General features: G+C 53.7%; 13 protein-coding genes. 10 read left to right on the forward strand and 3 right to left on the reverse strand.

Going from position 1 to position 25,099, the window contains the following annotated elements:
* The first annotated feature begins 2 nt into the window (after nucleotides 1-2).
* The 3 genes from PRIO_RS09635 to PRIO_RS09645 are packed head-to-tail and all read left to right on the forward strand — an operon-like array spanning nucleotide 3 to nucleotide 11,607.
* The gene (locus tag PRIO_RS09635; RefSeq protein WP_020427787.1) at nucleotides 3-1,190 is read left to right on the forward strand and encodes an MFS transporter; all 1,188 of its coding nucleotides are present in this window, start codon (nucleotides 3-5) and stop codon (nucleotides 1,188-1,190) included.
* On the forward strand, nucleotides 1,187-10,405 hold the full coding sequence (locus PRIO_RS09640) for a type I polyketide synthase (protein ID WP_046502074.1): 9,219 nt from the start codon (nucleotides 1,187-1,189) through the stop codon (nucleotides 10,403-10,405). Before PRIO_RS09635 ends, PRIO_RS09640 begins: the two co-directional genes overlap by 4 nt.
* Nucleotides 10,406-10,416: 11 nt before the next feature.
* Nucleotides 10,417-11,607 carry an Acg family FMN-binding oxidoreductase gene (locus PRIO_RS09645; RefSeq protein WP_020427783.1) on the forward strand — a complete coding sequence of 397 codons (1,191 nt, stop codon included), beginning with the start codon at nucleotides 10,417-10,419 and terminating at the stop codon, nucleotides 11,605-11,607.
* A gap of 285 nt (nucleotides 11,608-11,892) precedes the next feature.
* Here PRIO_RS09645 and PRIO_RS09650 read toward each other — a convergent pair whose 3' ends face one another.
* A complete protein-coding gene (locus tag PRIO_RS09650) occupies nucleotides 11,893-14,388 on the reverse strand; it encodes a GH39 family glycosyl hydrolase (RefSeq protein ID WP_046502079.1) in 2,496 nt (831 codons plus the stop codon).
* 424 nt (nucleotides 14,389-14,812) lie between these two features.
* Between PRIO_RS09650 and PRIO_RS09655 the strand changes: the two genes are divergently transcribed.
* The 7 genes from PRIO_RS09655 to pgmB are packed head-to-tail and all read left to right on the forward strand — an operon-like array spanning nucleotide 14,813 to nucleotide 22,909.
* Nucleotides 14,813-16,357: a sugar ABC transporter ATP-binding protein gene (locus PRIO_RS09655; protein ID WP_020427780.1), complete on the forward strand. Its 1,545-nt coding sequence runs from the start codon at nucleotides 14,813-14,815 to the stop codon at nucleotides 16,355-16,357.
* 19 nt (nucleotides 16,358-16,376) lie between these two features.
* Nucleotides 16,377-17,390 (forward strand): ABC transporter permease, encoded by a 1,014-nt coding sequence (locus PRIO_RS09660; RefSeq protein ID WP_020427779.1) that lies wholly within the window; start codon nucleotides 16,377-16,379, stop codon nucleotides 17,388-17,390.
* 34 nt (nucleotides 17,391-17,424) lie between these two features.
* A complete protein-coding gene (locus PRIO_RS09665) occupies nucleotides 17,425-18,555 on the forward strand; it encodes a sugar ABC transporter substrate-binding protein (RefSeq protein ID WP_020427778.1) in 1,131 nt (376 codons plus the stop codon).
* A gap of 45 nt (nucleotides 18,556-18,600) precedes the next feature.
* Nucleotides 18,601-19,587: an ABC transporter permease gene (locus tag PRIO_RS09670; protein WP_020427777.1), complete on the forward strand. Its 987-nt coding sequence runs from the start codon at nucleotides 18,601-18,603 to the stop codon at nucleotides 19,585-19,587.
* A gap of 42 nt (nucleotides 19,588-19,629) precedes the next feature.
* A complete protein-coding gene (locus tag PRIO_RS09675) occupies nucleotides 19,630-21,333 on the forward strand; it encodes a glycoside hydrolase family 3 protein (protein WP_020427776.1) in 1,704 nt (567 codons plus the stop codon).
* A gap of 14 nt (nucleotides 21,334-21,347) precedes the next feature.
* Complete coding sequence (locus PRIO_RS33805; protein WP_020427775.1) at nucleotides 21,348-22,229, forward strand: alpha/beta hydrolase; 882 nt, start codon at nucleotides 21,348-21,350, stop codon at nucleotides 22,227-22,229.
* Nucleotides 22,226-22,909 (forward strand): beta-phosphoglucomutase, encoded by a 684-nt coding sequence (pgmB, locus tag PRIO_RS09685; protein ID WP_020427774.1) that lies wholly within the window; start codon nucleotides 22,226-22,228, stop codon nucleotides 22,907-22,909. Before PRIO_RS33805 ends, pgmB begins: the two co-directional genes overlap by 4 nt.
* Nucleotides 22,910-23,739: 830 nt before the next feature.
* Here the strand turns inward: pgmB and PRIO_RS09690 are convergent.
* Entirely contained in the window at nucleotides 23,740-24,432 is a 693-nt protein-coding gene (locus tag PRIO_RS09690) for a CPBP family intramembrane glutamic endopeptidase (protein WP_020430022.1), read from the reverse strand.
* 27 nt (nucleotides 24,433-24,459) lie between these two features.
* A complete protein-coding gene (locus PRIO_RS09695) occupies nucleotides 24,460-25,080 on the reverse strand; it encodes an ABC transporter permease (RefSeq protein ID WP_231869852.1) in 621 nt (206 codons plus the stop codon).
* Between the last annotated feature and the right edge of the window lie 19 nt (nucleotides 25,081-25,099).

The raw sequence follows: 25,099 nt of genomic DNA on the forward strand, positions 1-25,099 counted from the left end.
TGATGGAACAAAAGACGCATAAGACAGGGAAGCTGGGTGACCTTTTTGGAGGAGGGAAAGCCGTTATTTACGGTATCGCCCTTCTGGTAGGCACCTCCGTCGGTGTCATTAATCCGCTCTCCACCACTCACATGACGGCGAATCACGGCGAGGAAATATGGATTGGGGTGATCTCCTCCTCCTACTTTTTCTTCATGGCGCTTGGCTCCATGGCTGCAGACAGAACGATGAGAGGCACCGATATGAAGAGGGTCATTACGTCAGGCCTGCTGCTTACAGCAGTCTGCTCCGCGCTCTTCCCGCTGTTTACTGTAAATGCAGTCTGGCTGCTGCTGATGTCACTGATGGGGATAGGCATCAGCTGCAACATGATGGGACTTCAGACGGCGCTCCACAGTCTTACGGGTGAGAAAAGTCTGGGGATGGTCAGCGGAATGTACAGTCTGTGTTTTGCGCTTGGACTGATTGCCAGCTCTGCACTTGCGCCTATGGTCTATGACCAGGTGGCCTGGCTGCCGTTTGCGTTCAGCAGCTTCTGTCTGGTGCTTGCTTCAGCCGTTATCTATTTCAAGCTGCCGGGTACACTGGTCATTCCTGGGCATGCGGGGAAAAAGGTGCTGTCCAAAATCAACCTGCCGCTGTTCGGCGCTTTTGTCTACGGCTTCGGTGAAACGATAGTGGTGGCCTTGTATCCCCTGTATCTGATCCGTGAGCATGTTGCCGTTGCCCAGACGGGGTATGGCTTAAGCATCTTTGCCGTCGGCAGCATCCTCGGCCTGCTGCCGGTCACCTATCTGGCTGACCGGATCGGATGCAAGAGGTGCCTGATTTTATGTGTAGCTATCTCGATCTTTACCCTGCTGGGTATTGTGAACTCCGGCAGCATGCCTTTAAGACTGCTGTTCTCCTTTGCCTCCGGGTTCATCATCGGCCCCCTGTATCCTTTGGCGATGGCGCTTACGGCCCAGGTACTGACGCCAGCGGAGAGATCCTCAGGGAACGCTTTGTTTACCACATTTTATGGCTTTGGATCAGCGGCGGGTCCGTTTTTATCCTCAGTAGCCATGAATGCATGGGGCAATCAGCATTTATTCACTGTATGTGTGCTTCTGTTCTGCCTGTTCCTTGCCCATGCGGCAATAACAAGAAAAGGATCGAAAGTAAGGGTAACGAAGGAGGAAATATTGTGAGCAGTTCCAAACGGAAGAAATCAGAAACCAAACTTTCCATCCTGAAGGGCGAAAGCATCACCGGTAGATTTACGGAAATGGAGAATCTGGCCAATGTGCTGGTTCACGTGTCCGCCAATAAAGACCGGGGCATTACCTTCCTGCAGAATGACAATTCAGAGTTCTTTCTCTCCTATCCGGCCCTCCTTGAAGGCGCAACCCGCCGACTGGGCGGGCTGCAGGAGCAAGGTTTTACACCAGGCCAGTATGCGCTTATTTTGCTGGAGGACAGCCGGGAATTCGTGCTTACATTCTGGGCATGCATCCTGGGCGGAATCATCCCCGTACCGGCCTCCTATCCTGCGTCCTCGAAGGTCATCAATACCTCCCTCAGCAAGCTGCAGGCGATATGGGAGGTCCTGGAACGGCCGCTGATCATCTCGGACCACAGCCTCGCAGAGGCAAGGGATGAGATGGAGACAACACTCGGCATCAGCGGCCTGCGGATTCTGGAAGCCGCAAAGCTGGATACAGCCGGGCAGACCGGGACCCTTATGCTGGCCGGGGCGCATACTCCGGCGATGATTCAATTCAGCTCCGGGAGCACAAGTGTGCCGAAAGGCACCATTCTGACCCATGATAACCTGCTAACCAACATTGAATCGATTATCACCAGCTCAGGAATGTCGGAAGATGACCGTTCCCTTGGCTGGATGCCGTATCACCATGACATGGGACTGATCGGCTTCCATCTGTCCACGCTGGCCTGCGGGATTAACCAGTTCAATATGACGCCGATGAAATTTGTAAAAAGGCCGACCCTGTGGCTGGATATGATCGACAAGCACCGGATTACCTTCACCGGCTGCCCGAATTTCGGGCTTCGGCTTGTCAGCAGCAGAGTGAAGGAAGCGCAGCTGAAATCCTGGGATCTAAGCTCGCTCCGCCTGCTCTATAACGGTGCCGAGCCTATATCGGTCAAGACCATGCGGGAGTTCATGGACAAATTCGAGCATAGCGGGCTAAAACGCAGTGCGATGTATCCCGTATACGGAATGGCGGAGGCCTGCCTGGCGGTCAGCTTCCCCCGGCCCGGCGAAGAGCCGCTGGTTCATTCCGTCAACCGCGAGCGGCTGGTCGGTGAATCGCGGATTGAGGCCATCGGCGAGAATGACCGGCATGCCTCATTAATAGCCGATGAGGGCTACCCTGTGACAGGCATGGAAATCCGGATCGTGGACGATGCTTCCGGTGTAGTCGTTCCCCAAGGAACGGTGGGAGAAATTCAGATTCGCGGCCGCAATGTGACTTCGGGCTATATCAATAACCCGGAGGCTACCGCGCGGTCTTATCAGGACGGATGGCTGAAGACCGGCGACACCGGCGTTGTTCTGGACGGGCGCTTATCGGTAATCGGAAGAATTAAAGACATTATCTTTGTCAACGGACAGAATTTCTTTGCGCATGATATTGAAGCGGTAATTGAGGAGCTGGATGGGGTCGAGCCGGGCAAGATTGCCGTGTGCGGCTGGCATGATGAACAGGAAGGACAAGAGAGAGTCGGGCTCTTCTCAACGGTACGGCTGCAGGAACAAGAGGTTAAGCCGTTCTACGCCAAAATACTCCGTCATGTGAACGAGGTCATCGGCATTGCTGTAGACTATGTGTCCCTTATCCGCTCTATCCCCAAGACGACAAGCGGCAAAGTGCAGCGGTTCGTTCTTGTAGAGGCCTTCCGAAAGGGGGAATTCCAGGATAAGTCGTATTCCGCCGCGTTTTTCGCAGAGGAGACTAAGGGGGATTACTCTCTGGAGGCACCGTCCCTGGAGGCATCGTCCCTAGAGGCGCCGTCCTTGGAGGCACCGTCCTTGGAGGAACCCTTCCCTGTGGCGGCTCCCGGAGCTTTTCTGGAGAAAATCCGCGGCGTCTGGGCTGAAGTGCTGGGCCGTCCGCCTGCAGCGATTCCGTATAACCAATCATTCATGTCCATGGGAGGCACCTCGCTCAAGGCGATACAGATTCTGGGTGCTTTGGAGGATGAGCTGCACATTGAACTGACGCATGATCTGCTGATCCAATGCCGCACCATTGAGGAGATGGACAGCTATCTGGCCCGCAAGGTGAATATGGGCGGCAATCCGCCTTCTGCCGGGGAGCGGCAATCCGCTGCTGTTCAAGGAAGCGGCTGCGGCGATGCAGCTATTGCTGTAATTGCGATGGCCTGCCGGTTCCCGGGTGCTTCAAGTCCGGAGGAATTCTGGCATAATCTGCTGCAGGGGAAGGATTCCATCGGTGAAGTGCCGCAGGACCGCTGGAATATTGACGACTATTACAGCCCCACCCCGGAATTCGGCAAAATCTACTGCCGCAATGGCGGGTTCCTTGATAACCCTTATGGCTTTGACGCCGCTCTGTTCGGCATCTCCGGGGATGAAGCGGCGGTGATGGACCCGCAGCAGCGGATCGTGATGGAGCTGGTATACGAGCTGATTGAACGGGCCGGATATTCAAGGCAGCAGATGAATGGCAGGGATGTCGGGCTGTTCGTCGGAGCGGGCGGCAATTCCTATTTTGAATATCACCTGAATACCTTGAACCGGATGAATCTGCAGAGCTTTGACAGCTTTTCTACACTGACGAGCGTGCAGCAGGAGCGTATTATGGAAGAATGGAAGCGGAAGCTGGGGGTTACGGGAACCCATCCGAACCTTCTGGTGGATAATATCATCAATATGATTCCGGCCCGGACCTCTCAGGAGTTCAACTTCAAAGGGCCAAGCATGGCGGTAGATACCGCCTGCTCCTCTTCCCTGGTCACGCTGCATCTGGCCGCAGACTCCATCCGCAGGGGGGAATGCGAATCCGCCATTGCCGGCGGCATTCATCTTATGCTGACGCCGACCTCCTATCAATATTTCAGCAGCGCCGAAGCCTTGTCTCCCACCGGACGCAGCAGCGTGTTCGCGGCTGACGCGGACGGCTTCGTTCCCGGCGAGGGTGCGGGACTGGTGATGCTGAAACCTTTGGAGCAGGCGCTGAGAGACGGCGATCCGGTGCTGGCGGTGCTGAAGGCCAGCGGAATTAATAATGACGGGCATTCCATCGGCGTAATGGCCCCGAATCCGGACGGGCAAAGGGAGCTGATAGAATCACTGTACATCAGGCACAATCTCAGTCCGGCGGATGTGCAGTATGTGGAGGCTCACGGAACAGGCACCAAAATCGGCGATCCGAGCGAGGTTAGGGCACTGGACAGTGCCTTCAAGCGCTGGGGGCTGCTGCGGCAGTCTGTTGCCATTGGATCGGTGAAAGCCAATATTGGCCATCTATTGGGAGCAGCGGGCATTGCAGGCTTCATCAAAGTGGTGATGGCGCTGCAGCACAAAATCATGCCGCCGCAGATCAATGTCTCCGCTCCGAACCCGATGCTGAAATTTGAGAAGACGCCGTTCTATCTGCTTGCCGCAGCCCAGGAATGGCCGGTGGCCGAAGGAAAGGCCAGAAGAGCGGCGATCAATTCCTTTGGCTTCGGCGGCACCAACAGCCATATGGTAGTTGAAGAAGCGCCTGCACGGGCCTCGGCAGGTGAAGCGGAGCAGCCGGTGCGCGCGAAGCATGTTATAGGGCTGTCCGCGCAGACTGAGCATGCGCTGCAGCAGAAGATGCTGGAGCTTGCAGCATTTCTGGAGCAGCACGGGGACTATCCGCTGGCAGATGTCTGCTACACCGAGAATGCCGCGCGAACCGCATTGCCGCACCGCTTCCATGCCGTGACGGATTCGGTCCAGGACCTCATCGGAAAGCTGCAAACGGGAGTCCCGGCCGCTGCCCCGGTTTCTCATTCACCCGCAATGGCCCTGATGTTCACCGGACAAGGCTCGCAGTATGCCGGCATGGGCAGAGCGCTGTATGATGGACTTCCCGCCTTCCGGAAAAATGTAGACGCCTGCTCCGCAGCCTTCGAGCCTTATCTGGATCTGAAGCTGACGGATCTCATCTATGGCGGGGAAGCCGATGACAGACAACTTGCCCGGACGCAGCTTACCCAGCCGGCCGTCTTTACGCTGGACTATGCGTTTGGCCGCCTGCTGCTGGATGCGGGCATCCAGCCTGCTTATATGCTGGGGCACAGCATCGGAGAATGGACCGCTGCATGCCTTGCGGGCATCGTCAGCCTTGACGATGCGGCGAGACTGGTCGCCGCAAGAGGCAGGCTCATGAGCGGGCTTCCGGCTGCCGGAGCCATGGCTGCCATATTCACTTCAGGCAGCGCGCTGGAGGAACTGCTGCAACCTTTTGCCGGTTCCTTATGGGTTGCCGGATACAACATTACGCACCAAGTGGTCTCCGGCAGCAGCGAGGCGGTCGGGGAATTCCTCGCCGTATTGCAGGCCAAAGGAATCGGGGCCAAACGGCTGAATGTGTCCCAGGCCTTCCACACTCCGCTGATGACCCCGATGCTGGAGGCGTTCAGGAAGGAGCTGGAGGCCACTGTATTCCATGCGCCGCTGATTCCGGTGATCTCCAATGTCACGGCCGAAGTGATCGAAGGCCCGCCTGCGGCAGAGTACTGGCTGCGGCATATCCTGGAAGCTGTCCGCTTTGAACAGAGCCTTGCCTACGCGCTGGATCAGGAGGTCTCGGTTCTGATTGAATGCGGACCTGACGCCATCCTCGCCGGGATGGCCGGAGGGCTGCGGCACCCGGGCAAACCGCAGGTGCTTCATGCCCTTAGCCGCAAGAAGGACCCATGGGACACCTGGCTTGGCCTGCTCGGCCAGCTGCATTGCCTTGGCGCCAGGCTGGACTGGGCGGCTGTGGAGCAAGGCGGTCTTTTCCGTAAAGTCCCCCTGCCGGTCTATCCTTTTGAGCATACCATCTTCAAGCCCGATTTCGGGGATGCCTCTGGCTCAGACTCTGCTGTACATGCAAGGAAGTGGCTCTATGAATGGAAATGGAGACCTGAACCGCTTGCGGAAGACAACAGCCTTGCGGCCGGGGCGGTGCTGGTGTGGAAGGGGGAAACGGAGTTCGGAAAAGAACTGGAGAGCCTGCTCGACCCTGAGCGCAATCCTGTCTTTTATATAAGCTTCGGCAATGAACCGCATTATGACGGGGACCGGAGCTTCACGATTCGGATGGACAGGGAGGAGGATTACAGCACCATGCTGCGCCAGCTGCCGGGCGCGGTCTCCGCCGTGATTCATTTGTCCAACTACGCGCGGGAGAAGCTTGGGACCGCTGAGCTTTTAACGGACATCCAGGCGTTGAACGACGGAATCTGGAGCCTCTATTTCCTCGGCCAGGCTCTGGTGCTGCAGGGGCTGAGCGATGTGCGGCTGGTCATTGTGACGAATAAGGCGTTCAGGCTCGAGGGGGATCTGGAAGCAGGCAATCCGGCTCAGGCGGCAGCGGCTGCAGTGGGTCAGGTTATTGATCTGGAGCATGAAGGGATTCATGTTTCGGTGCTGGATATGAACAAGGAGGACTATCCTTCAGGCCGGGAATTTGCCGCCGCCCTGCACACTTCCCTGCTGCTGAGGGCAGACGGGGAATCTGTCACCGCGATCCGCAGCGGCACCGCGTATTCGCGGAGCCTGGAACGGATGCCGGAGCAAGCTGCCGGGGAAGTGTTTGAGCCGTGCAGCGGCGAGACCTACCTGATTACCGGCGGCACAGGGCTTGTCGGCAGCCGGATTGCCGAAGCGCTTGCCCGGCAGGCACGGATCAATCTGGTGATTACCGGCCGCAAGCCGGTTCCGGCCAACCCTGAGCTGCTCCTGGAGCTGGAGAAGCTGGGGGCGCAGGTGATGTATGCGGCAGTGGATGTCACCAGCCGTGCGCAAATGGAGGAACTGCTGGCCCGCATTCATGACGTCTATGGACCGCTGCATGGGGTTATTCATGCAGCCGGACAGATGGAATATGCTCCGCATAAGCTGCTGACCCGCAGCCAGGACGAGATCGAACAGGTGCTGGCTCCCAAGTGGCAAGGCACGATTATTGCGGACCTCGTCACCCGGCAGGAGCCGCTGCGGTTTTTTGCCGCCTTGTCCTCTGTCTCGGCTTCCCGCAAAGCCTGGGCTTCCGGTCTTGGGGATTATGCCGCGGCGAACGCGTTCTTGAACGGCTACTGCATTTACCGGGCAGGGGATAATGCGCCGGGGCGTTCCTTATCCATTAACTATTCCCTCTGGAAGGATACGGGGGCCGGAACGGATTTTGGCAGGCTGGTTGAGCTCGCCCTTAAGGGGCAAGGCTTGCAGCCGCTTGCCCATGAAGCAGCAGCGGCTGTTTTCCTCAGAGCCTTGTCCTCTCCCGGGTCTGATATCGTCCATGTGCTCGATCTCGTGGAGCCGAAAGCGCACAAGGAAGCTTTCGCGCTTCCTCCCAGCCGGCAGGAGCCTGCGCGGTTGGCGGAACAGAAGTTCATCCATCGCTCCGCGAGAGAAATCAGAGATATTGTCTATCAGGCCATCGGTGAGGAATTGCGGATATCCGTCCGCCATCTGGAAACGGGCATGAATTTCACGGAGCTGGGCCTGGATTCGGTGGGAGCGACGCGGGTGGTTGCCGACATTGGCGGCAAACTGGGGACAGAGCTTTACCCGACCCTGATTTTTGAATATCAGACGCCGGAAGCCCTGGCCTCGCATATTGCGGAGCAGCTGACGGAGGATTCAGCGGCTTATGCCGCTACAGCCCTGGAAACAGCGGGCCCAGCTGCTGAACCCGGCCCGGAAGAGCGGCAGGACATCGCCATCATCGGCATGGGTCTGCGCATACCGGGGGCGAACAGCCTGGAGGAATACTGGGAGCTGCTGTACAGCGGCAGAAGCGCCATCCGTGAAGTGGATCCCGGCAGATGGTCGGATGACAAGCACGTGAACGAGGATGCAGGCGTGTTTCATACCTCCTATACCGGCAAGGGCGGGTTCATCGATGCCCCGTATGATTTTGATCCGCTGTTCTTCGGCATGTCGCCCAAGGAAGCGGAGTCTGCAGATCCGCAGCAGAGAATTTTCCTGCAGATTTGCTGGGAGGCTTTGCAGCAGGCGGGATACGGCGGAAAATACCGCACCCGCAAAATAGGGGTGTTCGCAGGCTGTGAGCAGAACACCTACATGGAGCATTTTGCCAATTACCGTTCCTATATGCTGATTAAGGAACGATTGCTGGACAGTCCGGCCTTCCTCGGGATGCTGCCTGCTGAGCGGCAGGAAATTCTCGCCCGGATCTCCGGCGTGCTGGAGCCTGCACGGCTGGTCGCCGATGTCGTCGCAGGGAACGGCCTGAATGAAGTGGCCGCGCGGGTCAGCCATTGCCTCAACCTGAGCGGGCCGAGCCTGATCGTGAATTCCGCCTGCTCCTCTTCCCTGGTGGCCATCCATATGGCCTGCGAGAGCCTGCGGACCGGACAGTCGGAGATGGCGCTTGCCGGAGGGGTGAATCTGAACCTCAGCCCGACGCCGTTTGTGTCTCTAAGCCGGGTAACCGCGCTGTCTCCAACAGGCGAGTGCTATCCGTTTGACCAGCGGGCGAACGGAATGGTGCTGGGGGAAGGGGCAGGTGCTGTACTCCTGAAGCCGCTTCATGCCGCACTGCGGGACGGCGACCATATCCACGCGGTGATCAAGGGCTCGGCGGTCAACAATGACGGGCGCTCCCAGGGAATTACTGCGCCCCGGCCGCAGGGGCAGGCGGAGGTAATCCGCGAGGCGTTTGTGCGGACCGGCATTCATCCGGAGACGGTATCCTATATCGAGACCCATGGCACAGCCACACCGCTGGGAGATCCGATTGAGATTGAAGGCATGACCCGGGCGTTCAGCAGCTTTACGGACAAGAAGCAGTTTTGCGGCATCGGCTCCGTAAAATCCTCTGTCGGGCATATGTTATCTGCCGCAGGGGTGACCAGTCTGATCAAAGTGGTGCTGTCTCTGAAGCATCAGATACTTCCGCATACGGTAAATTACGAGCAGCCTAATCCTAATATCGATTTCGAGCATTCACCTTTTTATGTCGTCGATAAGCATCCCCGGCGGTGGGAAGCCGCCGGAGACGCCCCGCTGCGGGCCAGCGTAAACGCCTTCGGATTTGGCGGAACCAATGCCCACGTTATTCTGGAGCAGGCGCCGCCGGAGATGGTTGTTGTCCCTGATCCGGCGCAGCTTGCCCCGCAGCTTCTGCTGCTTACGGGCAGAAACGAACTTGGACTCAGACAGGTTGCCGGCAGGCTCCGGGCCTATCTTGCGGATAATCAAGAGCTTAGCGCCGCTGCCGTCTGCCGTGCGATGAACCGTTCGCAGAAGGAATTGCCGGTCAAGGCGGCGGCTGTCGTAACCTCCAGGGAGCACCTGGCCGGCATTCTCTCGGCTGTCGCAGACGGCGGGAGCCTGCCGGAGATCCTCAGAGGCCGGGCTAATCCGAACAGAACGACTCCGGTCCAATGGGTGCTTGACGGCGGAAAAGCCTTGAGCGGCCAAGAATTGGATGCTGTCAGCGCACGGTTCCCTGGCTTCGGCTTGGCTTACCGGGAGGTCATGGAAGCAGCGGGTGGAGCAAGTGGGCAGATCGAATGCCTGGCTAGCCAGTTTGCGCTTGGCAAGCTGCTTCTCGATGCTGGCCTCCGTCCTTCGGCTATTCTGGCTGAAGGGGCCGGCATTCCCGCAGCCCTGATGCTTACGGGACGAATTACGCTGCGCCAGGCTGTCCTGTTCATTCAGGACGGACGGGAACCGGCAGGAGATTCTTCGCCTCTTCCCGAAGGGCTTGTGAAATGTGCGGTGGTCATTCCTTCAGGAACCGTTGATCAGCCGTTCATGGATGGTCTTTGGCCGCAGATCGCAGAGTCCATGGTGAACAGTCTGGAGCTTACAGACTATGAACACTCCTTGGAAGCGGGCGATACGCTGCTGTATTGCGGCAGCCAACACCGCCGGAATAGCCTGCCCCTAGAGGGCATCCGTGGAGTGCATACCCTCTGCCTGCCGCTTGAGCATGACCCTGTGGAGCATTTGCTGCGGGCCATGGCAGAGCTGTATGTGCTGGGTGTGCCGTTTGATCCGGCAGGACTGTCAGTTCCATGCGGGCGAACCCTGCCCCTGCCGACTTATCCATTTGAATATGCGGCCTATAAGGCGTCGTACGAGGATGAAATTCTGCAACCTCAAGCATCAGGGACTCCATACGCTGATCCGAATTCCAGAAAAGGACTCAAAAAAATAGAGGTATAAAGGAGATGGCCATGAGCAAGCGCGCCAAAATATCTATGATTATCCTATTATCGGTTGTTATTCTGCTCATCCTGCTTGCCGGAGCGTTATTCACGGCAAGCGGCGTATTTAAGAAAGCCAAGTATCTGGACCCCTGGAAACGTGATTACGTTGACCAATTCAAAGATCCGAGAGTGAAGCTGGCGGCCTATGGCTTGCTTGCTCCCAACGGACACAATTTGCAGCCCTGGAAGATTCGTCTCGACAAGCAGAACCCGCTTAAATTCTCTTTGTATACGGACAGTTCACGCCTTGCGCTGGAATCCGATCCGGTGGCCCGGCAAACCATGGTTTCCCAGGGCACCTTTCTGGAATATTTGAGGGTTGGGGGAGAACAGCTGGGCTATCGGGCGGCGATCAGACTTTTTCCGGAAGGGGAATATGATGAGCAGAAGCTTAGCGGGAGTATGGACCAGAAGCCTGTAGCGGAAATAACGCTGTCTAAGGCGCAGCCTGCGGCCAATCCGTTGTTTGATTATATGTTTTTGCCGGATACCAACCGGATGGCCTATAAGCCCGACCCGTTGACTGCGGAGCAGCGCCAGCGTCTGGAGCAGACTAATGCGGATGGGGCTTTGAAGTTAATCTTCCTGGATGCTCCGGAGGACATCAAGAAGCTGGGAGAATACAGTCTGGAGGGTACAGACATCGAAACCGGACTTAAGCGCATGAACGATGAGTCAGCAGATATTTTCCGTTCGAATGAGAGCCAGAAGAACAAATACCGGTCCGGTTTTTCGTTTGAAGGGCAAGGAACCACGGGCGTGAAAAAGCATCTGCTGCAAGGCATGATAACGATCGTCCCATCCTTTAATAATGAGGAAGCTTCGACGAAGCTCGCGGTCGATGCGGCCCGGACGGCAGCTGAACATTCTCCGGCGTATGCGCTGATTCTCAGTAAGGACAACAGCCGCACAAGCCAGGTAAAAGCCGGCATGCTCTACAGCCGGCTCCTTCTCGCCGGACATGAGCAGGGACTGGTGATGCAGCCGCTGAGCCAGGTGCTGGAGGAGTATCCGGAGATGAAGGCGCCGTATACCCGGATTCATCAGGAGTATGCTCCGGGTGGCGAAACGATCCAGTTTCTGATCCGCTTGGGCCAGCCGGCACAGGATACGCCGCTGAGCATGAGACGGGAGGTCACCGACCTGATTGCAGACTGAGCGAGGCACACTCTGTCAATAATCAAGGAACATTAGAGTGCCGCTTCTCCTGACCAACCGGTTGCACTTTTTACAGCAGATTGGTCTGAAATAAGCTTAAAAACAAAATCTATTGTATTCTGTGCAGCAGATTTCAGGAAAATGGTCCTTAGGACCTCAATTCCTGGAATTCAATTGCATGAAATACAATAGATTTCTTTTTTACCGGAGTGAGTGGAACAATCTGTTGTACAAAATGCAATCACATTGTGGAACTCACCGGATCGGCAGGAACGGCTGCCACTGCTACGGAACAATCCGCTCAATAATCTCGATCAGGCGGATCTCGAAAGGCTCCAGAATCGCCTGGATCGGCAGCGCACCGGACGCGTGTACACGCGATTTGCTGAGTTTAGGCACGGATATGCTCCGCAGATAATGGATTTCATCGGCTGAATGCTCCATCGCGCCCCCGATGTTGTTTTCGTTGTCAAAGGCGCTTCCGAACTGCTGATTCACCAGGTGCTCTACGAGGTCATACGTGCCGCTGACAGGTGCCAGCTCGAAATTGAATTCCTTGCGCGATTTCGCCGGAAAATGGGAGTAGCGCTCATGATAGGAAATGCTGATGGAAACGCCTTTGGCGTAGACTTCATCATAATGATGATAATTGTGCAGCAGAATCTGAAAGCCGGTGCTTGATCTCGTAATGAAATATCCGTCGCCGCCCGCAATCCGCTCATTGCCCAGCTTGTTAAGGAAGGAAAAGGCGTGATAGGACGGTTTCTTGATATTGTTATAGGTAAAGAGGCCGAGACCCCCGTGGAAGAGCTGCTGCGGCAGCAGGTTTTCCTCATGGAGATCGGTCAGCAGCCAATAGCCGAAAGCATCGAGGCGGTCATAGTTCTCGGTGAGATTTTTAATGATATAAGCTGATTTGAAGCAGGTATCGCTCATCAGGTCTTTATGGGAGACTGTCGAATTCCATTCTGTCAGATACACCGGCAGGGACTCGAACCGTGATTCATGCAGCCGCTGCTTGAGCCGGTCAATAAATTCAGAGAAGGAATGGCTTACCGGGCTGAGATTCAACTGGTTGTCCTGACCGTTGTAATTCCATAAGTCGATATCGTAGTAGTGGATCGTGATGAAATCAGGCGTACAGCCTTGCTCTCTGCTGAAATTCAGGAACTGGAACAGCCAGTCTTCATTTTTGTTATAGGTCGAGAAGGCGGCGGGTCCCCCGAAGGGGATGGCAGAATCGATTTGTTTTACGGTTGTATAGGTGTTCTGGTACAGCTGATTAAAAATGTCGTCATGGCTGAATCCAAACAAGAGATTGGAGGAACTGGGCTCATTCCATACACAGAACAGCCAGCTTCTTACTTCCTCCAGGCCGTAACGCTGGATCAGATGCTGGGTAAGCGCCCGGATCAGCCCGTTCCATTTGTCTATGCTCTTTGGCGGGCTGGTATTGATGTGATTGTAAAAGACGGTCTTCTCCAGATTACTCGCGAGCTTCTTTGGCATGAAGGAGAACTGCACCAGCGGCTTCAGCCGGATGGAGAGCAGAAAGTCAAACACCCTCTCAATAAACTGAAAATTATAGACAGGCTTACCCTCAGCGTCCTCGTTGTACACCATCATGTCATCATCCAGCAGGCTGTGCATCTTAATATACTTGAACCCGATTTCCGCCTGGGCAATCCGCAGCGCCTGCTGCACATCGGCCAGCAGCACCTCCTTGGCCCGGCTTACCCCAATAAAGTTCTTAAAATGATGGCGAAGCCCTTGGCCGGAACCGGCAGCAGGAACTTTTATCAATGAAGTTCTGCTGCTGCCGATCCGCTGCGGCAGGTCAACGGGTGCCGATTCCAGATTGCTTTCGATGAACGCCGTAATATCCTCATAATAAGAGAGAGGCTCATCCTGGTAGTAATTCACGGATTTTTCCTTGGTCGCTTCGATGCTTCCCAACATTTCCCCCGCATGTTTCCTTCTCCAGACACTGGGGAGCTCTCCGTATTTCTCGGTAAAGGCCACGACAAATGACCGGACATTGGGGAAGCCGTTTTGTGCTGCAACCTTGTCTATCGTCAACGACTCGTTCAGCAGATCGTTTACCGCATGATGCAGCCGGATATCCTTCAAGTAGTCACTGAAGGACATCCCCATGTTCCGTTTGAAATATTTTGACAGATAGGGCACGGATAAATATTCGGTTTTAGCCATATTTTGCAGGGAGATCGGGTCGCTGTATTTGCTGTTGACGTAATCAAGAATCCGGCTGAGCCGGTCCAGATTTTCCTGGGAGTAGCTGTTAATGTCCTTGCCGTCCGTGCTGAAATTGGATCCTAGCTCATAAATCAGCTCGTACACAAGTGAAATATTTTTGAGATCGATATATTCGTTGGGATGGATATTGTACTTCAGGATTTGGGCGACGATCCGTTTCAAAGGTTTGAATCTGTCGGGGTGGCCGGAACGGGCCGAATTGCAGTCATAGTACATTTTTTGAACATCCGTCGAGACTTCTTTCAGCAGTTCCAGTTTGATTTGCAGCGCGATCATGGTGGCATCCTCTGCATGGAGTTCATGAACCTCATTGGAATTAATCAGAATAATATCACCGGCTCCAAGCTCATAGCTCTGGTTGCTGACGGTAATGTGTACGCTGCCTTTGATATTGATAATGAGCTCCAGCGATTGATGCCAATGGCGGTTGACCTGGCCGATGCGGTGGAGGAAGAATTTGATCGGGAGCTGTTTGGGAAAACTAATGACTTCATGGCGAAATTCCATAGGTGTGCTCCTTTGCTATATGGATTGAACTTAAAAATATACAAAAAAAGGGGAGCGTGGCGGAGGGGAATTTTGGAACTGTAGGAGCGATAGCGTCCGCCTTTGTCTGCGGATTTCCACCGAGAACAGCGGTATAAATCAAGAAATCTGCAGATGGGCAGCGGCCGGAAGTCCAAACATTCACTGGAGTCACGCCCAATCCCTAAAGAGAAAAATCACAAGTTCAATCTATTTATAGGCAAATATTTAATCTTTCATGCTGCTATTATATGCAAATATTTAATCTAATACTTAAAAATTTAATGAAGATAGCGTAGCTGTACTTATTATAGGTTAAAAATCCGCCCTAATCTAGTTAACATGAACAGTTAAGATTGGTTGTGGCAAATGTTACGATATAGCAGTGGGAGGTAAGCGATAACATATGGCAAAAGGAATGTTGGATATGGACAAGCAAGTATTTCTGGAGACCCGGAATATAAGCAAGAAATTTAATGATGTAACTGCTGTTAATCAGGTAAGCATGAATATCAGGCTCGGTGAAATCCGGGGGCTCATCGGAGAGAACGGCTCGGGGAAATCAACCATCTCAGCGATGATGAGCGGCTTATTGCCTGCTACGGGCGGAGACATGCGGATTGCGGGCGCTCTCTACCGTCCCAAAAGCACACTTGATGCCAGAGAGCATAAAGTTTCTATGATCGTGCAGGAGACAGGCACCATTCCTGAGCTGTCGATCGCAGAGAATATGTTTCTCGGCGAGGAGAAGCGGTTTGTCAAGCGCGGATTCGTTGACCATAAGCGGATGAACCAGGAGGCCAAGCGTGCGCTGGAGCTGATTGACCTGCATGAACTGGATGTGACCAGACCCATGTATACGCTTGGGTTTGAACAACGGAAACTGATCGAAATCGCCAGAGCCTTATATTATGATCCCACATTGTTCATTGTCGATGAGACCACAACCGCTTTATCGCATGAAGGCAGAGTTCTGATCCATCAAATCATGCGCAGGCTTAGAGACCAGAATAAGGCCGTATTGTTTATTTCCCACGATCTTCCCGAACTGATGGAAGTCTGCGATGTGCTCACGGTAATGCGGGACGGCAATCTCATTACAACGATTGAGAAGCAGGATTTTAATGAAAATCATATCAAACAATCGATGGTAGGCAGGGTCATTGAAGGGAATTATTACCGGACCGACTATGACGGTTCTTACGGTGAACAGGTCTTGATTTCGGTCAATAATGTCAGCGTTTCCGTCCTGCGGGACATTGATCTGGAGCTGCATAAAGGGGAGATTCTGGGGATCGGCGGGCTGTCGGGAAGCGGAATGCACGAGCTGGGCAAATTAATGTATGGAGGACTGAAGCCTGTGCAGGGGGAGGTCATTGTCTATGAGGAGCGGGAGGACGGCGCTCCGGCAATTCCGCGTAAACTGAACAGCATCAAAACGGCAATGGCCAGCAGAATCGGTTATGTTTCCAAAGACAGAGACAAGGAAACGTTAATCATGGAAGCCTCCATCAAGGACAACCTGGTGCTGTCTGCGCTGGACCAGCTTTCCCGGTTCGGCTTGATCCTGCCCGGCAGAGAAAAAAGGTTCGCTGCGGAACAGATGGAGGAACTGCAGATCAAAGCCAGCGGCATGAACCAGAAGGTCGGGGAATTGTCGGGAGGGAACAAACAGAAGGTGTCCTTCGGAAAATGGATTGGGAACCACTCCAAAATTCTGATCTTGGACAGCCCTACCCGGGGGGTGGACGTTGGGGTGAAAACCACCATGTACCAGCTGCTCTATTCACTCAAGCAGGAGGGGTATTCCATACTGATGATTTCCGAGGAACTGCCGGAGCTGATCGGCATGAGCGACCGGATTCTGATGATGAAGGACGGCAGAATCCGCAAGGAATTCGCCCGTTCGGAGAATCTCAGTGAGGCTATGCTGATTGAGCATATGATTTAGCGTAAAGGCGGGAGACTTAATGGAACAGGGCAATACGGCTACAAAAGGAAAGCGCAGCAGCATGGGAGAATCCCCCGGCATTGCCGGCTTTCTGAAAAATAATAAAAATACCCTCATTCAATATGCAGGCTTGGCGCTTGTTATCGTGGTCTTTGCTATCCTGACCGGCGGGGATCTGCTGTCCGGCTTCAATCTCCGGACGATTATCAAGCAGCTCGCCGTTCTGTTCACGATTTCAGTGGGCATGGTCTTTATATTTTCCCATGGCGGGATGGATATTTCAGTAGGCGCTGTTATGGCGCTGAGCTCTATGACGGCCGTATATACGCTGAATGCCGGTGCTCCGCTTGCAGTCGGTATCCTGGCTGCCGTTGCCGTCTCTGTCATTTGTTATTTGCTGAATGTTTTGATTGCCATACAGTTTGGACTGATGTCGGTCATTTCCTCTCTGTCGATTATGTTTATTGCAAGAGGGCTCGTGACCTATAACGTATCCACGACCACTGAGAAGCTTGGTGTCATGGATGCGGAACAGCTGAAGCTGCTGGGCAGAAACATTCCGTTTCTTCTGATTTTTCTTACGGCAGTCGGACTGATCGGGATTGTGTTATTTCATTACACGAAGATTGGCAAGCATAACCGGGCGGTTGGAGATAACCCCCTGGCGGCGATGCAAAGCGGAGTGCAGGTGAAAAAAGCCAAGATCACCGGCTATGCCTTGGCGGGCGTGCTGGTAGGCTTCGCTTCCATTTTATCCTTGGCCCGCTCGACGGTGATCAGCGAGAACACGGGATCAGGTATGGAGATGGATGTCATTGTAGCTCTTATTTTGGGCGGATTGTCCCTGAATGGCGGCAGCAAGGCGAAGATGAGCTCGGCGATTGTTGGCAGCATTACTTACATTTTGCTTAATAACGGGTTGGTCATGGTGGGGGTGGCTACGGAAGTGGTCTCTTTGGTCAAGGGGATCGTGTTCCTGCTGGTAGTGTTCCTGCTGCTTAAGCGGCCATCTTCAGAGGTTATGCCCCGTTAATGTTTAAAAATTCATAATAAAAGAGGGATAGACTATGAGAAAAAGAAAACTGGCTGCTACTCTGAGTGTGCTGATGCTGCTGATCGGGATCGTTCTGACCGGCTGCGGGGACAAGGCCAATAAGGCAGGCGGCAAAGAGAAGGACACGGTCAACATTGGGGTCATGCTCTACAATTATACGGATATCCAGGGCCAGGAGATCAAATCTTACGGGTCCTACCTGGAAAATAATTTTAATGTGAAATTTAACTATGCAACTGTCGGCTCAAGTGAGGAGGACCATATCAAAGGTCTGGAAAATCTGCTTGCCTCCGGGGTGGACGGCATCATCAGCGGTTATGACACTGCGCTCGAACAAAGCGTAAGCCTGGCAGAAGAAGCCGGTGTATATTATATGGTCATGCTTGGCGATGTGGACGGAAGTGTAAAAAGCGACTACCTGGTCGGGGGAATCAAGCAATTCGGGGATAATCCGGCGGATCTTGGAGCCCGCTACGCAGAGAAGGCTTACAGTGCAGGTGCCAGAAATATCGGCGTTACCTCGTTCCCCGAGTTTGCCTTCCGGGACGCACCGGCAATCATTTCCGGCTTGACCGAGAAGATGAAAGAGCTGGATGTGAAGCATGAGGCTGTCATTTATCCGACGGAATATCATTCTTTTGCACCTGAGAATGCAAGTGATGCGGTAACCAAAATCATCTCCGAGCATCCGGAGGTAGATACGATCTTTGGTCTGGGTTCAGGCATGGATTTTGTCTATCCGGCAATTCTTAACAGCTCTACTCCCGGAATCCGGTTGCTTGCGCTGGGATACAACAATTCTACAACAGCAGGTCTTCAGAATGGCAACATCTTGATGGCCGGAACGAACAACTACACACAAATTTTGGCCAACGCCTTTGCCCAGCTATACGACCGGATCAACGGAAAAACTTATTCGGACTGGCAGCTTAACGGAAAGGTCAATTATGTAACGCTGAGCTCTGTAGAGGAGGCCGAAAGTTTCAACAAATATGTGATTCCGGGTGACAAATCGGAAGGTTCGGTTACCGCTGACGAATTGAAGGAAGTTATGCTGAGCTACAACGAATCCGCGACCTGGGAATCGCTGCAGAAGTTAACCAGCCGCACCTTGTCCGAAATTCAAGCAGCCAGAAATGAATAGAACCGGGGAATGGGCTTGCCTGCCCCAATGTAACGGAGTGAGCGCATGAAGAAGCTTTTGATCAAGGGAGCTTGGGGTTTGCTGAGAACTTTTTTGTTCCCTGTATTGGTATATGCCATTATTTTGCTGGTCACTGTCATGATGGACCGGTCGGGTTATGCAACACCGGGGGCCTTTGACCGAATCATCAGAAGCAGTGTGCTTTCCACGATTATTGCCTATGCCATCGCCTTGCCCCTGTCGGGAGCGCGGTGGGATTTTGCGCCGGGGATCATCATCATCCTGTCCGGCATCATCGGCAGCAATCTGGCTATTGATCTGAATGCGGGACCGTTGACGCTGCTGTTTATAACGGCAGGAATTGCGGTAGTGCTCAGTCTGCTGGAAGGTGTTCTGTATCTCGCAATCAGAGTTCCGACCATCATTGTTTCACTTGGTGTAGTCATGGTGTACGAAGCGCTGTCGGGCGTCGTATACGGCGGGTCCGGGACTCAGCTGTACATGCATCCGGAGCTGACGGTATTTGCCCGGTCGCCGTGGATTTATATGGTGCTGGCGGTCATTATGGTGCTGTTCTACTTCCTGCTCGGCCGGACCAAATTCGGGTTCGATACGCGTTCCCTTGCAGCGAATCCGCGTCTGGCCGTCAACATGGGTGTGAAAGAGAAAAAGAATATCATGATTACTTATCTGACCGTCGGTGTGTTGCTCGGGGTGGCCGCTGTCATCAATGCTTCTACAGTATTGGTGTCTCCCGCCAATAACCTGAGCTCTACCTCGCTGATGTTTTCTTCGATGGGCCCGGTGCTGGTAGGACTTTATTTGGCGCGTTTCTCGAATATCCCGCTCGGCATTTTCGCCGGTGCCCTGGGAATGAACGCTTTATCCTACGGCATGGTCATCCTGGGGATCGACAGCTCGATGCAGACCGTCAACCTGGGCGTGTTCATCGTGGCTTTTATGGGCTACACCTCCAATCAGGAGAAGATACGCGCATTTTTCAAAAGATTCGGTGCACGTACTGAGGCTTAGAGCCTCAGTAAGGCAACCGCAGCAAGGATAGGAGTGGGAGAAGTGGATATTAACCGGTTGAGAGAGAAGCCGTTCTACTTGAGTGAAGAGGATGTGAAATGGGTACGAGCCGCCTTCGGGCAAATGACGGTGCAGGAAAAGATCGGACAGCTGTTCTTCATGGTCGGCTATAAGCAGGATGAGCCCTTTCTGAAGCATATCGCTCAAGAGATCGGGATCGGCGGATTGATGTGCCGCTCGATGGCGAAAGAAGAAGTTGTCGCTACTGTAGCCACCCTGCAGAGATCGGCGCGGATTCCGCTGCTGATTGCCGCCAATCTGGAGGCTGGCGGACAGGGAATTACCAGAGACGGTACCAAAATCGGTTCGAATATGGCGATTGCCGCAACCGGGAGCAGTGACCTGGCCTACCAATTAGGCAAAATATGCGCCGTTGAAGGCGGCAGCGTTGGAGCCAATTACGCCTTTGCGCCCGTAGTCGACATTGACTATAATTTCCGCAATCCGATCACGAATACCCGGACTTTCGGTAGCAGCCCCCAGGTGGTCATGGAGATGGGAGCCGCCTATGTGAAGGGCTGCCAGGAACAAGGAATGGCCGCTTCGGTCAAGCATTTTCCCGGGGATGGCGTGGATGAGCGGGATCAGCATCTTGTGACCTCCGTGAATTCCCTGACGCCTGAAGCGTGGGACGATACCTATGGCATGGTGTACCGCCATCTGATTGAAGAAGGAGCCAAGACGGTAATGGTGGGCCATATCGCCCTCCCTGAATATTCCAAGCTGCTGAATCCATCCCTCCGGGATGAGGAGATCCTGCCGGCATCCCTGGCAAGCGAGCTGCTGGACGGTCTGTTACGGGAACGCCTCGGCTTCAACGGGCTGATTATTACCGACGCGACCACGATGGCAGGAATGAACATCCCGCTGCCGAGAAATGAACTGGTCCCCCGGGCGATTGAGAACGGCTGCGATATGTTTCTGTTCACTAAAAATCTGGAAGAGGATGTAAGATTCATGAAGGAAGGCCTGGAAGCCGGCTGGCTGTCTCCCGGTAGACTGGACGATGCTGTCCTGCGCATCCTGGGGCTGAAGGCTTCTCTCAAGCTCCATGAGCGGGAGAATGTTCCGGTGCTTGCCGAGTCCTCCGCGGTGCTGAGACAGGACAGTCATCTGGAGATTGCCAGAGCTGTGGCCGACCAGTCCATAACGCTTGTCAAAGAGGAAGCAGGCGTGCTTCCGTTATCCCCCGGACGTTATCCGCGTGTGCTGCTCTATGATATCGAAAGCGAGGCTAATGCACTGGGCTACAGCAAGACGAACGGCCTGGCAGCGGCCTTTATCCCCCTGCTGGAAAATGAGGGGTTCAAGGTAACACGCTTTGAGCCTGCGGGCGTCTATGAGGGCTTGCAGAGCTCTTTTACAGAAATGAAGGAAAGCTATGATCTGATCCTCTATTTATGCAATCTGGCAACCAAGTCCAACCAGACAACTGTCCGGATCGAATGGCTTAACCCGATGGGACTCAATGTTCCGAATTATATCCACTCCATTCCGACGCTGTTTATTTCTACAGAGAACCCGTATCATCTTCTTGATGTGCCAAGGGTCAAAACCTACATTAATACTTATGGAGTGAACGATTATACGCTGCCGCAGCTGCTTGCCAAATTGATGGGGAGATCACAGTTTACAGGCAAGAGCCCTATTGATCCGTTTTGCGGCAAATGGGATACAAGATTATAGAAAGGGGCATACCCGTGATTCATCAAACCATACGGCTGTTGGAGAACTCAGCGGCCACACTTACCACTTATATCCAGGACGACGGGGAATTCGACCGGAAAAACATAGTCCGTCCGGCTGTTCTGATCTGCCCTGGAGGCGGTTATACAGTTATTTCGCAAAATGAAGGAGAACCAGTGGCGCTGGCTTATGCCCGAATGGGATACCACGCCTTTGTCCTGACCTATTCTGTAAAAATCGACAATCCGTTCCCCGCCGCTCTGCTTGAGCTGGCATATGCCATGGCCGTCATTCGGGAACGCGCGGAAGAATGGCTTGTGGACAAGGACAATATTTCAGTCATCGGCTTTTCCGCAGGCGGCAATCTGGCGCTGAGCCTCGGGATTTATTATAATCAGCCCCTGCTTACCGGCAATACAGGCTTAAGCGCTGACCAGATCAAGCCTAATCAGCTGCTGCTTGGCTATCCGGCGGTTACCCTGGAGCCGCGTTCGGAGAAAACTCCCGACTTTGTCATTGAACTGATGGAAAAGGGACTGATGCCCGATATGAGAGGACCGAACATCCGCGAGATCCTGATGGGCAAAGAGAATTTGACGGACGAGGAGAAGGCTTCGTTAAATTTGCTGCATAAAATTCATTCAGAGCTGCCCCGTACGTTTATTTGGGGCACTTATGAAGATTCGGTGATCCTGCCGACGGATTTATTCGGTCTGGCGGAGGCGCTGTTCCGCCATAATGTGCCTTGTGAACTGCATATGTTCGAAAAAGGGCCGCATGGCATGTCGCTTGGCGATGAAACGGTCAAACCGCCGGAGCAGGTACAGCATTTGCATCTCTCCGAGTGGTTTAACCTTAGTGTGAAATGGCTGCGGCAAGGAGTGGTTTCCTCTTGAGCACTTTTCCCCAAGCGGTCATCTTTGATCTGGACGGCGTTCTCACAGATACTGCGGAGTTCCACTACCTGGCGTGGAAGCAGCTCGGCGCGGAGCTGGGAATAGAAGTGGACAAAGCGCTGAATGAGCAGCTGAAGGGAGTCAGCCGCCTGCAGTCGCTGGAGCGGATTCTGGCGGCGGCGCCTGTTCCTCCGGTGCTGACAGCAGAGGAAATGGAACATTTGGCCGCCCAAAAAAATGCGCATTATACTGCGCTGATCGCCTCTGTCACGCCAAACGACATTTTGCCTGGCATCGCTGCACTGCTCCAGGCGCTGCGGGCAGCGGGTCTGAAGCTGGCGGTCGGTTCGGCGAGCCGGAATGCCCCGTTCGTGCTGGAGCGCCTGGGGCTGGACAGCGCATTTGATTATGTGGTCGATGCCGGCCGCATCCAGCGCGGCAAGCCGGACCCGGAGACTTTTACGAATGCCGCAGATTATCTTAAGGTTCCCTATGAGTCCTGCATCGGGGTAGAGGATGCTGCCGCTGGCGTTGAGGCGATCAAACGGGCGGGGATGTTCGCCGTGGGCATCGGTTCAGCTCAAACGCTCCGTCAGGCAGATTATCTGGTGACGGCTACTGAGCTGCTTAGCGCAGAGCATATCTTGGCTGCCTATGACCGTTGGATAGATAAAGCTTAAGCTGCGCAACCTTGGGCCGGAGGGGTTCAAATTCCAGGCAGCAAACAGGGGGGTGTCCCAAGCCATGTAATGGCTGCGGGCACTCCCTTTGTTTAAATATAAGACTTTATATGCTGAGCGCCATAAAGTTAATACAGTGTGAAAAATGTGGATATCTTGGAAGCCTCACAGGAATATACGCGATGCAGGAGGATAGGGCTCCATCCGCGGACTGATGCGGACAGAGGAGCCCTTATTTTGCCAAAAATCTAACTTTATCTACAGTTACGGACTCAGGAGCCGTTATAACGTTCGATGGAGCCTGGAATAAAGGGGAAAGGGAGAAATAAGGGCATCTGAGTCCGTAGTCCTGTGGAATAGCCGAATCTTCTATCCATAACGGCTCTCCTGTCCGTAACGGCTGCGGATCGATCGCGAAGGAATAGGACGATCCGTCTTTACCGGCTTCTTCGCAGGTGCTAGTTGGAAAAAGGGAACTTATTTTTCCGGAAATTAAGAAATCCTGAGATTGAAGTGGAAAAAGTAAACTTAATTGGCCCACTTTTCCTGAATAATGGCGAAATGGGCTGAATTAGTGTTCCTTTTTCCACTTCATCTGCCCGAGGATAGGGTACTCCGGCAAATTAGTCTCCCTTTTTCCACTTAAAGAGTTGCCGTAGGATTCATAAGGAGTCGATCTCCAGGTAACTGATTCCTTTTGAATTTTAAAAAACGAGTGTAGACATTGCAACGGTACTTTCCCAATTGTCAGGAAAAGAGGCATGGACTGCCCGGCCGCGCGCAGCTGACCGGGCTGTGTGTCTCTGCTACAATATCACATGGAATTAGATCTATAGCGTAGAATAGTAGAGAAGATTGAGGCCATTATACACGATATGCACCATGACCCCGGGCCAGATGGAGCCCGTCTTACGGAACAGTATGCCTGTCAGGATGCCGACCATGAATGCGTCGAACAGGATGACGTTGAATCCATGAACGAGACCGAAGATCGCAGCGCTGCCGACCACGCCGGCCCATGCTCCGTAACGGTTCAGCGCATTGGCAATAACGCCACGGAATACAAACTCTTCGCCGAGCGGTGTGAGGATGGCGCCACTGATAATCAGAATGAAGAGTGAGAGCGCGCCGCCTTGCGCCGCCGTCTGAAAGTCTGCCTGGTTGTTCGGCTCGGTGATGAAGTGAAAATACACCCCTTCTATAATGAAGCATCCGCCGAACGCGGCAACACCGAGGGCGGCTCCTACAAGCAGCCATTTCCGTTCGGGCACCCGGAAACCAAAAGCGCGCAGATTGCGAACCCGCAGGGCGTAGGCTGCGAACAAGGCGGCGAGGCCAACGAGACCATTGCCTACACCCCCGATGTTAATTCGCAAGCTGGCTTGCTCATCAGTGATTTGCGACATCCAAAGACCGAGTATAACAATGCCGATCAGATAGAGGAACAGTGCAGTTAGGATCTCAGGCCAGCCAGGCCGGGCTTGGGGGATAGTGGACGTGGAAGGGCTACTCAGTTTACTCATGCTAAAAACCTCCAGTTTAAATTGAAGTTAGTTGTCCGTCATAGCCTTTCGAAAACAAACATACGTAATGATTGCAGCGCCAATGACCCAAATGGCCATGATTCCGAGTGGCAGCCACGAACTGGTTTTATGGATGGCCATCGCCTGCACAATCGGAAACTTATCGATGATGGTAACGGCTATGCTGCCTTTATCAAGAGCGCCCAAAGTGCTAATCTGCGGTGTGAAACCGAACAGAAAAGTCATCGGGATCAAATAAACGGATACGGAAGCAAGCGAATTTGTGAATAACCCAATGCTGATGCCAATCAACAAAAAGAACAAGAGCAGCAAAATTAGTCCAAGGATAGCCCTGAAGTTCATTACCGGCTCAATCCCCACGAGGAGCAGCGACACCGTAAGGGTAATCAAAGTCCCTATTACGGTGACCAGACTCTTCCCAACAATAATATCCAGAAGCGAAGCAGGAGACTGAATCAGCCCACGCAATGTCTTCTTCTCCTTTTCCTCTGCCATCATAGTCATAATGGTGCCTGCCGTAACCAAGGTAAAAATCCCCCCGATTATCATATAGAGTAAGGCAATCGTAATTTTCCCATGAATAGACCGGTTCAAAATAAAAGAGAGCAGGATTGGAGCCGTCAACATAATTAACAACTCTGGGTTT

Source organism: Paenibacillus riograndensis SBR5, from assembly GCF_000981585.1.
Lineage (GTDB): Bacteria > Bacillota > Bacilli > Paenibacillales > Paenibacillaceae > Paenibacillus_AQ > Paenibacillus_AQ riograndensis.